This is a genomic window from Bombilactobacillus sp. ESL1092, assembly GCF_058107465.1.
The window spans coordinates 951,328-963,066 of sequence record NZ_CM176594.1; the positions used below are offsets into that span (position 1 = coordinate 951,328).

Consider the following 11,739-nt stretch of genomic DNA (forward strand, 5'->3'; position numbering starts at 1 on the left):
AGTAGTGTGTTGGCGAACAGAAAGGGGAAATGATTGGACTATTATAACTTGAGCAAGTTTATTGCCGGAATTTATCGTGGTTCGAAAAATGAGTGCAATAAACAATTGGATTGTTTAAAAATGCGGGCGACCGAAACCGATCTACTGTTGTTTATTGATGAACATCCTAATTACAGGCAACAAGAAATTGCCCAAAAAATGGTCATGGATCCGAGCTTGTTGGCCCGTGATTTGCGAACTCTAGCCCAAAAGAATTATATTAAACGTCAATGCGACGCGGATGATCGCCGTGCTAAGCGCATTAATCTGACTAAGCGTGGGCAAAATCAAGTTTGCCAATTACGGCAAGTGATAAATGATTGGTGGCAACAACTGTTTGCGCAACATGATTTAGATGCAACGACTGTTTACCAAACTTTAGAAGCCGTCTATGATGCTATGACGACTGATAAAAATGATTCTACATGTTGTTAATTTAATACAGAGTTTCCTTAAATAAGCGGTATAATTTAATTAATCGTTTCCAACTTTTGAGGAAAGGAAATTGTTAATTATGTCAGAATTATATCTTATGCGTCACGGCGAAACTTTATTTAATCAAACTCATCGAATTCAAGGGGCTTGCGATTCGCCATTAACTCAGCAAGGTATTAGCCAAGCCAAAGAGGTGGGGCAATATTTCAAACAAGCAGGAATTACGTTTGATCATGCTTATTCGTCTACACAAGAACGGGCCAGTGATACTCTGGAGTTTGTCACCAGCCAACCATATCAGCGACTAAAGGGAATTAAAGAGTGGAACTTTGGCTTGTACGAAGGTGAAAGTGAACGATTAAATCCACCAATTGATCCGCAAGCACACTCTTATGGTGACTACTTTGTTTATTATGGTGGTGAGTCAGTGGCGCAGGTTCAAGCACGGATGGATCAGACCTTGACCCACATTATGGAGCAACCTGATCATCATCGAGTTTTGGCAGTTAGTCACGGTGGCGCCTGCCATGCCTTTCTATTGAAGCATTGGCCGCAAGCTCAGGATATTGCCCAAATGCCATTATTGAAAAATTGTAATATTTTAAAATTTACTTATAACCAGCACCAATTTACGTTTGAAGAAGTGATTGATGCTCCAAGTCTACTCCACAAATAGTAATTAAAAATTCGTTTATTGAACAACGGGCCTAGCGGCAGTTGATTCAGTAAACGAATTTTTTAGGCAAGATTTAGAATGAATAATATACTGAAAATTAAACAGCAAACTCCAAAGTAGGTTCCTGAATATAAGGCTAATGCCACAAAATGTGACGTACTGGCAGTGGCATACTTTTGAACACTTTTGAAGTGATTATGCACAGCAACAAATTCCCATAGTCCTAACAACAATAGAAAAATTCCAAATGCAGTTTCAAAAGTGAATTTCATTTTTAATCCCCCTCTGTACTTGCCATTATTATTGCAGCACTTAAAAAATTCACTTTCAGAACTTGGATTTTATTAATAAATGTAGTAAACTACCTTTTTGAAAAGGAGTTGTGGTTGAATGACTGCTGATTTATTACGGCAATTGGGTCCGCAGATTAAAGTAGCTAATACTTTAATTGAAAAAGAATTAAATAATCAAATCGCTAAACTCATTCCAGAACAAAACTTGACTGGTCCGCAGATTACATTGCTGGTTTATTTATATGAATCTAACGGTCGCACGATTACGCAACGCGAAGTGGCACAAAAGTTTGCTTTGAGTCACCCAACAATGCGGAGCATCGTCAAACGTTTGGAACAGGCCCAGTTAATTAATACGGGGCATTTGTCGAATGATCGCCGTCAAGTTAGTTTGTCGTTGACGCAGCAAGGGAGTGCTTTATTAGATCGGCATATTGTGGATATTCGCGCGACAATGAGTCGTGTTAATGATCAAATTATTGCCGGCTTAACGGAGAAGCAGCAGGCGCAATTAGCGAAAATTTTGACGCAGATCATTCAAAATTTCTAAATTTTATGTAAAAGTGTAGCTTGCTACAAAAAGGAGATAGCAAAATTGCAAACGACAGTTAAAAGTATTTCTGGGAAAAAACGAGCTTTAATGATGGCCGTGTTATTGTTTGGCTCTTTTGTGGCTTTGTTAGCTGAAACGTTCTTAAATAATGCTTTGCCCACTATTATGCGTGCGTTTCAGGTCAATCAAGCCACTGCGCAATGGTTAACGACTGCATACTTGTTAGTGGTGGGCTTAATGATTCCCATTTCGGCGTGGATTTTTGATTCTTTTAATTTGAAACAAAATTTTTTGACAATGATGGTAATCTTCTTTGTCGGTTCCATTGTCTGTCTAATGGCACCCAACTTTTGGGTTTTATTGACTGGACGCATTATTGAAGCCGTGGCGGCCGGGGGGTTAATGCCATTTATTCAAAATGTTATCTTGATGATGTTTCCCCCCGAAAAACGCGGCTTCGCCATGGGGATTACGGGATTCGTAATTGGCTTTGGTCCGGCGGTCGGGCCGACAATATCCGGTTTAATCTTGAAATACGCTGATTGGCAAATGTTATTTATTATTTTGAGTGTGACGAGTGCTTTAGTGGCCATTTTAGCGTTGTTTACGATTCAAAATCTAACTACACCCAAATTACAAACAACCGATCTTTTATCCTTTATCGAATCAATTATTGGCTTTGGTCTATTGTTATATGCTTTATCGGAAGTAGGCAATACGGGTAAAATTACGGTGAGTTTAGCGGTTATTTTCCTTATCGGGATTTTAGTCATTTATTTATTCTGTCGGCGCCAATTAAAAATGCAGGAACCACTATTAGATATTCGCGTCTTTAGAAATTGGCGTTTTGACCTATGTACTATGTTAAGTACGATTAGTAATATTGCAATGGTGGGCATTGAATTAGTTCTGCCGTTGTATTTACAGACGACACGGCAAGAATCAGCTTTGATTGCTGGTTTAGTCATGATGCCGGGGGCTATTGTGATGATCATCTGTAATCCTATTTCGGGAACACTCTATGATAAACTCGGAATTAAGAAGTTATCGTTCTTTGGCTTTGCCATGTTGTTGTTAGGTACTTTGCCCATGTTGTGGTTCAATACCCAGACGAGTTTAGTCTTGATTGGATTGTGCTATGCTGTTCGGATGGTGGGTATTTCCTTTACAATGATGACGACTTTTACTGCCGGTATCAATATGATTGAACCGCAGTTAACGGCTCATGCCAATGCTGCTTCATCGACGGTGCGTCAAATCGGGGGGTCACTGGGAACAGCTTTAGCAATGTTGCTGGTGGCTTTGTCAGCTACGTTAAAGACTAGTGTCGGTCAAGTTCAGGCTACCGAAATTGGTTATCAATGGAGTTTTATTTTAATGATTGTCTTTGCCGTCATTGGCTTACTGGCCTCATTCTTCTTGCCCAGTGCGGCAGCTGAAAATAAATAATTTTATCGTGGGGATTCAAATAGTTGTTGTTCAGTTGAGTAAGCCAATAAAAAAAGAGCCGTTCGGGGCTCTTTTTTTTATAAGCTAAATTAATTTTAGTCTTCAGCAACGGATTTTTGTTCTTGTGCTAATAAAATGCTGTCATACTTTTTGGCGAATGGATAGTAAATAAAGAAGCTCATAATTAACATTAAGGTTTGCCAAACAGCTCCTTGCCAACCGCCGACAATTAAGCCGGAAATTATTGCTGGTGTGGTCCAAGGAACGTAGACTCCGTTGAAAGGTGGGATAATGCCGAGGGCAATGACAGCATAGGTTAATAGTCCCGAGATGACCGGTGTTAAAATAAAGGGAATCGCTAGCATGGGATTTAAAACAATCGGTAAACCAAACAAGATTGGTTCATTGATGTTAAATAAAGCTGGAACAATTTCCAATTTGCCTAAAGCTTTCATCTGGGCTGATTTAGCAAAAACAAACATGAAAACTACTAAACCAATGGTCATACCGGCACCAGTGACTGTTAAACATTGATCCATAAAAGATTGAGTTACAATGTGGGCACCATGAGCTAAAGATAATTTACCAGCTTTATACAAAGCCAAATTATCGGCATTATTTGATAATAATAATGGTCCCATAATTCCGCCGACAATCGTGGAGCCATGTACACCAAAGAACCATAAAAAGACTGGTAATAGAGAAATGACAATGACGCCTAACAAGCCATCAGTGGCGTGTTGCAGTGGAATCTGAATAACCTTATAAATCCATTCGGCTAAGGTAGTATTGAAGCCTAATTTGAAGATGCCATACACAACCGCCGCTAACGAAACAATGACGGCCGCCGGAATCAAAGCAGTAAAAGAACCTGCCACATTAGGGGGAACTTGTTCCGGCATTTTAATAGTAATATTTTTCTTCAAAAACCAGGAGTAAAGCCAACCAACAAAGAGTCCAACTAAGATAGCGATAATCATCCCTTGCCCGCCAAGCCAGTTTTTGTCAATGATCCCGGAAACTTGCCACGCAGTGGATGTTTTATCGGGATGGGCGATACTAGTGACTTTAGTGATGGTACTAGGTTGTAAAATGATATCGACCGTGACCGCTAAGAGTCCAGCAGGTGCAGCATCAAAGCCTTCATCTTTGACCCAAGAATAGGCAATGCCGAAGACAGCAAACAAAGCCATGATGCCGAAGGAAGCATCACTTGCTTGCATGAACACAGCAGCAATACCAATTTTATTAAAATAATTTTGTAAGGCCTGAATTGGTGGTTGCCCTAGGATTAAAAAAATAGCGCCGATGATGATAAAGGGAATGGGATAAATCATTCCATCTTTAATCGCTTTGAGGGGCCTAGTATTGACGAATTTCATTACCGGTGGTAGTAACTTTTTGTTAATAAAGTCTTTCATATGTAACAACCTCCATTATTGTCAAAGTAAGATCAAGACTTAATCAATACCAATTTTCTGTTAAACTATCAGTAAGGGCTTTCACAACTGTACACGTACAGTTTAAAACGCTAAATTAATTTTTGCAAGCGCTTTTTAAAATGATGATTAGATTATTAAGGAGGTTTCTATGCTTAAATATCAACAGTTAGCCCAACAACTAATTGCAATGATGCAACAAAATTCGTTGCCACAAGGTGCTAAATTGCCGAGCTTAAATGAGTTAAAAGCTACTTATCAGACGAGTAAGACTACAATTCTCAAAGCCTTAACAGAATTAGAACGAGCGGGCTTAATTTATCAAGTGCAAGGTAGTGGGACGTTTGTGCGTAAACCGCCTAAAGCTGGTTATCTGAACTTTTCTAAGACCAATCATGGTTGGACCAATTACTTGGAAGACAATCAATTAACGAATGCGGATGTGACTGTCAAAAAAATCTATCCCACAGTAGAGATCGCCCAATATTTACATTGTTCACAGAAAACGCCCGTGTATCAAGTCCAAAGAATCAAGCTAGCACAAGGCGTGATTTCGTGTTGGGAAACTTCATATTATAGTACTGAAGAGGTACCGTTTTTAAATGTTGCCATTGCGACCGGGTCTATCTTTCATTATTTGCAACAAGTTCATCAGATTAAAGTGGGTTTTTCGGATAAGTATTTTGCTGTACGGCCCTTAACAGAATTAGAAGCGCAAAAATTAGCTTTGGCTAAAACTAGTTTTGGCTTAGTCGTTCAAGAAGTGTTTTATTCAACTAGTGGGCGGATTTTTGATTATTCCCAAAATGTCTATAATTATCAAACCACCAAATTTTATTTATAAGACAACAAAAAAACTCGCTTGTCAGTTCGAAGCGAGTTTTTAATGTTAGTGTATTGGTAGTCTTAGAAGTAAAGACCAACGATCGTTCCGGTTAAGATAGAAGCCAATGTAGCACCTAATAATAACTTCATGGAAAATTTAGCCACGAATGATCCTTGCTTAGCACTAATGGATTTAATTGCCCCGGTAATAATACCGATTACGCTAAAGTTTGCGAAGGAAATTAAATAGGAAGAAATAATGGCGACAGCCTTGGGACTTAAGACATGCACAATCTTATGCAATTGACCTAGGGCCACAAATTCATTCGTCAAGAGTTTGGTGGCCATTAAGCTACCAACTTGTTGGATATCTTTGCTCGGAACACCCATTAAGTACGCAATTGGCGAGAAGATATAACCCAAAATCTTGGTAAAACTGATATGGAAGATAACTGAACAAGTACTATTTAAGAAAGTTACTAAAGCGACAAAACCAATCAACATGGCCGCAACGGTAATAGCTAGATTAAAACCATCTTGAATATAATTACCGACAACTTGAAAGAAAGGTTCATGGGAAAGATTAGTTGTCGCGGAGTCGGCATTAATGGCTTTGTTTTCTTCATCAGAAACATCATAGGGATTGACGATGCAAGAAACAATCAACGCCGATAAAATGTTCAAGAAAACCGCAGTTACCACAAATTTACCAGGAACTAACTGCATGTAAGAAGCTAAGACCGCAGCAGAGACCGCACTCATGGCCGAAGCACAAATGGTATACAGCCGCTTTTCGTCAAGCTTGGGGATGACATCTTTAATGGTTAAGAAGACTTCCGGTTGTCCTAAAATAGCAGTGGAAACGGCAAAATAACTTTCCAGTTCACCCATGCCAGCTAATTTATTCAAAATAAAACCGGTCCATTTAATAATAAAGGGTAAGATTTTTAGATAATTTAAAATTCCTACTAAAGCGGAAATAAAGACAATCGGCATTAAAACATTTAAGAAGAAGACGGAAGCGCCTTTTTTGATAACTAAACCACCGAAAACAAAATTGATTCCGCCGGCGGCTTGAACCATTAACCAGTTGAAGAAACTGGAAATGGCTCCCATTGTTTTAATACCACCTGAAGTATTTAAACATAGGAAAGAAATGATTAATTGGAGGGCAAACATAATTCCCATTTTTTTGAATTTGATATGTTTGCGGTCACTACTGACTAACCAACCAACTATCAAAACGAGTAAAATTCCGGTTAACAAGAAAACAAATCGCATAATTTTCACCTTTCTGAATTGTGAATATGGTAATGGATCTGATCTGTATAAAGATTGTAAAATCACACTCAATAGTTAAGATTTTAAGTTTATAAATAACACTTGCATCCTTAACTAAGATGGCTACTGGTCGCAGTGTGATCTTGCGCTCCAAAAGCTAAAAGCTTACGTTTAACTACAACTAAGAACTCAAGTCAAAGCCCGACTTAAGTCCTTAGTCTAGGTTAATCCTCAGCTTTAAATCGGCCTTTGTCGCAGTGGTTAAGCGCTCCAAGTAGCAACAGTTTGCGTCTAGCTACGCTAAAGATCTCAAGTTTAAAGACCAAAACTTAAGTCCTTTATCTAGGCTATATTCCACTGCTGAACGTTACTTGTCGCAGTATTTAATCAATAATTTTGTAAATCATTGGGTTCTTATCAGCATGATCGGCCACGGTGATGTTTTGATACAATAAATCTTTGATATCATCGACATTTTCCCGATTACTGTAAATAGTTAACAATGATTCACCTGCTTGAATAGCGTCACCGACTTTTTTGTGTAGTTCAATACCGACACTGTAATCTAATTGATCTTCTGCTTTTTGGCGACCACCACCGAGCATCATGCTAGCAATGCCAACTTCGTCGGCTTTTATTTGAGCCACAACACCGCTTTGTTGGGCTGGTAATTCAATCTTATATTGCGCTTGGGGCATGATGGAATAGTCATCAACAACGCGCTCATCGCCACCTTGAGCTTTAATCATTGCTTTAAAGCGCTCTAAAGCTTTGCCGGAACTAATAGCATCTTCGAGTAATTTCCGGGCTTCAGCAGCATCTTTGGCTTTGCCGCCTAAAACAACCATGTAACTACCTAAAGTTAGCATTAATTCAGTAACATCTGCGGGGCCTTGGCCCTTTAAGACATCAATAGATTCTTCGATTTCCAAAGAATTACCAATTTTGTAACCGAGTGGTTGATTCATGTCGGAAATTACAGCCATACATTGCATGCCCACACCTTTGCCAATAGAAACTAAAGCTTTAGCTAAAGCAATGGAGTCGTCTAAGGTCTTCATAAAAGCGCCTGATCCTGTTTTGACATCAATAACTAAGGCATCAGTACCAGAGGCAATCTTTTTACTCATAATGGAACTGGCAATGAGCGGAATTGAATCAACGGTATCGGTTACATCCCGCAAAGCATAAATTTTCTTATCAGCCGGAGCAATGTTACCGGTGGCGCCAATAATGGCTAACTTTTCGGCAGCGACTTGCTTGATAAAGTCTTGTTCGCTGATTTCTACTTTGTAGCCCGGGATCGCTTCCAACTTATCTAATGTTCCACCAGTATGGCCTAAACCGCGTCCAGAGATCATAGGCACTGGAATACCAGTGGCGGCTACGACTGCGGCTAATGGTAAGCTGATTTTATCGCCCACACCACCAGTAGAATGCTTATCAACTTTGATACCTGGAATTTCGGACAGATCCAAATGATCGCCCGATTCCATCATTTTCATGGTCAGAGTTGACCGTTCTTGAGCTGTCATGTCTTGGAAATAGATTGCCATCAATAAGGCACTAGTTTGATAATCAGGAATAGTGCCATCACAAACGCCATCAATGAAGAATTGAATTTCTTCAGCAGTTAATTCTTTTCCGTTGCGTTTGTTATCAATAATATCGACCATTCTCATGAGTCATACACTCCTTTGGATTTATAAAATTAGAAAGCGAAGATTTAATTAATCTTGTTTTAAGAAAACGCTTACTATTAGTACCTTAAAGACTACCTTTGCTAGCATTAAAGCAGCAACTACGGGTAATCTTTAAGAAAAATTATTCATAATCAATCAAGTTCTGGGCTAAAGGTACATCTAAAATTGCAATATTGGCGTAATGTGCTTTTAAAACCGCATGCACAGCTGCAGTTTTTTGTAAGCCACTGGCCACGACAATCGAGCTTTCTTTTTGTCCTAAAGCCTGCGCCTCAATCCCAACAGTGCGTTGATTGAGTTCTTGATTAATAATTTGTCCATCATTATCAATAAAACGGGAAACAATATCACCCACAGCTTTAGTTTGAATTTCTGTCTTTTGGGCTTGAGTTAAATAGCCTAAATTAAAGAGCAATGAATTACTGCTTGCGGTCCCAACACTAAACAGCGCAATATTAGCTTGTTGCCCTAGATCGAGGATTTGTTTAATAAAGCGATCTTGTTCCACTAATTCTTTGGTTGTTTTGCTATCAAAAATAGTGGGTAGGGGCAGGTATTGAGCCCGGGTTTGAAACGCTTGCGCTAGCTCATTAATACTCTCATAGGCATAAGTTTTCTCATGGCTAAAACTAAAGCCACCTTTTAATTGCACCGTTTTGACACCGGGAGTCGTTTGTTCGGCTAAATTGGTGGTGACGGCGTGCACCGTTTTGCCCCAACCAATGCCGATGATGTCATTGGGTTTGACTAAATTGGTTAAAAAGTTAGCTGCATAAGCACCAACGCTATCAAGGTTCGATGCTTGCCCGGCATAATGTGACGGGACAATTTCAATTTGAGCACGATATTTTTGCGATAAAATATCGCCTAAATCCGAATAATTAATAAAGGGATTTTCAATTTGAATTTTTACTAAACCAGATTCGCGCGCTAATTGCAATAAACGCGAAATTGTTGGACGTGACAGCTGCATTTTATTGGCAATGGTTGTTTGACTGAGATTCTCTTCGTAATAAAGCTGTGCCACAATTAAAGCTTGTTTTAACTTAGTTTCACCGTTATTTGTCATAGTTAGCCTTTATTGAAGTTGGTTTAAGAAGCTCGTACCTTTATCGTTGGTGGTAATGTTGAAGTTTTCAGCAACCGTCGCACCAAAATCGCTAAAGGTTGTCCGAGTACCTAAACTAGCTGGATTTTTCATACTTGGTGAGTAAACGAGTAGGGGTACTAATTCACGTGTATGATCGGTACCTTTATAAGTTGGGTCATTGCCGTGATCAGCAGTAATGATTAAAAGATCATCATCATGCATTTGCTCTAAAACATGACCTAATCTGTGGTCAAAGTCCATCAAAGCATCACCATCACCTTGCGCGTTACGCCGGTGGCCATACATCGCATCAAAGTCAACGAGGTTGGTAAAGCAGAAGCCGGTAAAGTCTTGTTGCATAACCTTGTCTAAATGATCCATACCGTCCATGTTACTTTCGTTATGATAACCTTCACCAATCCCGTCGCCACTGAAAATATCGTTAATTTTGCCAATGCCGATAGTTGTTACATTATTATCTTGCAAATAATTTAAGGTGGTTTTAGCTGATGGCTTCAAGGTAAAGTCATGCCGATTAGCAGTCCGTGTAAAGTGATCTTTGTCAGGTCCAACGTAAGGCCGCGCAATGATTCGACCAACAGTATATTCAGGACCGTTAACTAAACTACGTGCATATTCACAAATCCGATATAATTCATCAACAGGAATTACATCTTCATGAGCGGCAATTTGTAAAACGGAATCACCAGAAGTATAGATGATTAAATCACCAGTCTTCATTTGTTGTTCGCCTAATTCAGCAATAATTTTGGTACCAGATTCTGGCCGGTTACCAATAATTTTTCGGCCGGAAAATTCAGCAATTTTATTCAATAAGTCATCTGGAAAACCATTCGGGAAGAAAGATAATTCTGTCATAACTGGTAATTGCATCATTTCCCAATGACCATCCATACTGTCTTTACCCACAGAAACTTCTTGCATATTACCGTAGTAACCAATTGGTTGCTCAGCTTTAGGCACACCTAAGATTGCTTCTTGACGTTGGTTAGAAAGGCCAAGCTTTTGTAAGTTAGGTAATTTCAATTTACCTTTGAAGTATTCACCGATGTGACCTAAGGTGTCTGAGCCAACGTCATCGAAGTTGGTGGCATCATGCGCTTCACCAGTACCAATGGAATCTAAAACAATACCAAAAATTCTCTTATAAGCCATTTTGTTCTCCTTTACTTTTTAGCGCCTTCTAAAATCTTAACAGTTGCACTAACACCTAAGCGACTAGCACCGGCTTCGATCATGCCCATAGCTTCTTCATAACTGTGGATGCCACCAGAAGCCTTCACGCCTAAACGATCGCCCACAGTTTCGCGCATTAATTTCACATCTGCTTCTTTAGCACCAGCAGAACTAAAACCAGTTGAAGTCTTAACAAAATCAGCTTGCGCTTGTTCTGATAATTGTGAAGCTTTGACGACTTGTTCGTCATTTAAGAATGATGTTTCGATGATGACTTTCAATAATTTGTTTTCAGCATGAACTGCTTCTGCAACGCTTTGAATATCAGCTTTGACAGCGTCGTAATTGCCGCCCACCAATTCACCAACATTGATGACCATGTCTAATTCATCAGCGCCATCTGCCATGGCGTGCTTTGCTTCAAAAACTTTGGTAGCTGTGCTGGTAGCGCCCAATGGGAAACCAACAACCACGCAAGTATTAATATCAGTATCAGCTAATTGTTCATGTACTAGTTTGGCCCAGTAAGCATTCACACAAACAGAAGCTGTTTGGTAATGTTTAGCTTCCTCGCAAGTCTTTAAAATGTCTTCTTTAGTAGCGTTTGGATTCAACAGTGTGTGATCCAAGTATTTAGCTAACTCCGCTTGATTAAGTTCTTTCATTGATTGAAACCCCTTTCTCTAATTCCAATTTAAATTATATAGTGTATTTGACAAATGTAAAGCTATTTTTTTGAAATTATGTTCAAATGACCAT

At 39.3% G+C, this 11,739-nt stretch carries 12 protein-coding genes; 5 read left to right on the top strand and 7 right to left on the bottom strand.

Features of this window, described 5'->3' with window-relative positions; translation table 11 throughout:
* Positions 1–48 precede the first annotated feature (48 nt).
* Positions 49–474: a MarR family transcriptional regulator gene (locus AC3B6Y_RS04375; protein WP_489790497.1), complete on the top strand. Its 426-nt coding sequence runs from the start codon at positions 49–51 to the stop codon at positions 472–474.
* Positions 475–553: 79 nt separating this feature from the next.
* Positions 554–1,150, top strand: coding sequence for a histidine phosphatase family protein (locus AC3B6Y_RS04380; RefSeq protein ID WP_489769344.1), 597 nt, complete (start codon positions 554–556; stop codon positions 1,148–1,150).
* A gap of 62 nt (positions 1,151–1,212) precedes the next feature.
* Here AC3B6Y_RS04380 and AC3B6Y_RS04385 read toward each other — a convergent pair whose 3' ends face one another.
* A complete protein-coding gene (locus tag AC3B6Y_RS04385) occupies positions 1,213–1,422 on the bottom strand; it encodes a hypothetical protein (RefSeq protein ID WP_489774652.1) in 210 nt (69 codons plus the stop codon).
* Between the two features lie 118 nt (positions 1,423–1,540).
* Here AC3B6Y_RS04385 and AC3B6Y_RS04390 point away from each other — a divergent pair, with 118 nt between their 5' ends.
* Together AC3B6Y_RS04390 and AC3B6Y_RS04395 are read left to right on the top strand one after the other, a co-directional pair.
* Complete coding sequence (locus AC3B6Y_RS04390; RefSeq protein ID WP_489790499.1) at positions 1,541–1,993, top strand: MarR family winged helix-turn-helix transcriptional regulator; 453 nt, start codon at positions 1,541–1,543, stop codon at positions 1,991–1,993.
* A gap of 45 nt (positions 1,994–2,038) precedes the next feature.
* Positions 2,039–3,445 (top strand): MDR family MFS transporter, encoded by a 1,407-nt coding sequence (locus AC3B6Y_RS04395; protein ID WP_489790500.1) that lies wholly within the window; start codon positions 2,039–2,041, stop codon positions 3,443–3,445.
* Between the two features lie 95 nt (positions 3,446–3,540).
* Here the strand turns inward: AC3B6Y_RS04395 and AC3B6Y_RS04400 are convergent, their stop codons facing one another.
* A complete protein-coding gene (locus AC3B6Y_RS04400; RefSeq protein ID WP_489756918.1) occupies positions 3,541–4,866 on the bottom strand; it encodes a PTS sugar transporter subunit IIC in 1,326 nt (441 codons plus the stop codon).
* Between the two features lie 169 nt (positions 4,867–5,035).
* On the opposite strand from AC3B6Y_RS04400, the gene AC3B6Y_RS04405 reads away from it, so the two are divergent.
* A complete protein-coding gene (locus AC3B6Y_RS04405) occupies positions 5,036–5,728 on the top strand; it encodes a GntR family transcriptional regulator (protein WP_489790502.1) in 693 nt (230 codons plus the stop codon).
* Positions 5,729–5,790: 62 nt separating this feature from the next.
* Here AC3B6Y_RS04405 and AC3B6Y_RS04410 read toward each other — a convergent pair whose 3' ends face one another.
* The 5 genes from AC3B6Y_RS04410 to deoC all read right to left on the bottom strand — a co-directional run bounded on the left by AC3B6Y_RS04410 (position 5,791) and on the right by deoC (position 11,645).
* The gene (locus AC3B6Y_RS04410; RefSeq protein ID WP_489756920.1) at positions 5,791–6,990 is read right to left on the bottom strand and encodes a NupC/NupG family nucleoside CNT transporter; all 1,200 of its coding nucleotides are present in this window, start codon (positions 6,988–6,990) and stop codon (positions 5,791–5,793) included.
* Between the two features lie 383 nt (positions 6,991–7,373).
* Entirely contained in the window at positions 7,374–8,672 is a 1,299-nt protein-coding gene (locus AC3B6Y_RS04415; RefSeq protein ID WP_489769341.1) for a pyrimidine-nucleoside phosphorylase, read from the bottom strand.
* Between the two features lie 142 nt (positions 8,673–8,814).
* Positions 8,815–9,762 (bottom strand): sugar-binding transcriptional regulator, encoded by a 948-nt coding sequence (locus AC3B6Y_RS04420; protein ID WP_489769340.1) that lies wholly within the window; start codon positions 9,760–9,762, stop codon positions 8,815–8,817.
* A gap of 9 nt (positions 9,763–9,771) precedes the next feature.
* Positions 9,772–10,959 carry a phosphopentomutase gene (locus tag AC3B6Y_RS04425; protein WP_489790503.1) on the bottom strand — a complete coding sequence of 396 codons (1,188 nt, stop codon included), beginning with the start codon at positions 10,957–10,959 and terminating at the stop codon, positions 9,772–9,774.
* 11 nt (positions 10,960–10,970) lie between these two features.
* Positions 10,971–11,645 (bottom strand): deoxyribose-phosphate aldolase, encoded by a 675-nt coding sequence (deoC, locus tag AC3B6Y_RS04430; RefSeq protein ID WP_489790505.1) that lies wholly within the window; start codon positions 11,643–11,645, stop codon positions 10,971–10,973.
* Between the last annotated feature and the right edge of the window lie 94 nt (positions 11,646–11,739).

What these genes read in the sequence shown, in the direction of transcription:
- AC3B6Y_RS04400 (WP_489756918.1), bottom strand. Translation starts at nt 4,866, where the DNA reads ATGAAAGACTTTATTAACAAAAAGTTACTACCACCGGTAATGAAATTC.
- AC3B6Y_RS04425 (WP_489790503.1), bottom strand. Translation starts at nt 10,959, where the DNA reads ATGGCTTATAAGAGAATTTTTGGTATTGTTTTAGATTCCATTGGTACT.
- AC3B6Y_RS04405 (WP_489790502.1), top strand. Translation starts at nt 5,036, where the DNA reads ATGCTTAAATATCAACAGTTAGCCCAACAACTAATTGCAATGATGCAA.
- AC3B6Y_RS04380 (WP_489769344.1), top strand. Translation starts at nt 554, where the DNA reads ATGTCAGAATTATATCTTATGCGTCACGGCGAAACTTTATTTAATCAA.
- AC3B6Y_RS04410 (WP_489756920.1), bottom strand. Translation starts at nt 6,990, where the DNA reads ATGCGATTTGTTTTCTTGTTAACCGGAATTTTACTCGTTTTGATAGTT.
- deoC (WP_489790505.1), bottom strand. Translation starts at nt 11,645, where the DNA reads ATGAAAGAACTTAATCAAGCGGAGTTAGCTAAATACTTGGATCACACA.
- AC3B6Y_RS04415 (WP_489769341.1), bottom strand. Translation starts at nt 8,672, where the DNA reads ATGAGAATGGTCGATATTATTGATAACAAACGCAACGGAAAAGAATTA.
- AC3B6Y_RS04390 (WP_489790499.1), top strand. Translation starts at nt 1,541, where the DNA reads ATGACTGCTGATTTATTACGGCAATTGGGTCCGCAGATTAAAGTAGCT.
- AC3B6Y_RS04420 (WP_489769340.1), bottom strand. Translation starts at nt 9,762, where the DNA reads ATGACAAATAACGGTGAAACTAAGTTAAAACAAGCTTTAATTGTGGCA.
- AC3B6Y_RS04385 (WP_489774652.1), bottom strand. Translation starts at nt 1,422, where the DNA reads ATGAAATTCACTTTTGAAACTGCATTTGGAATTTTTCTATTGTTGTTA.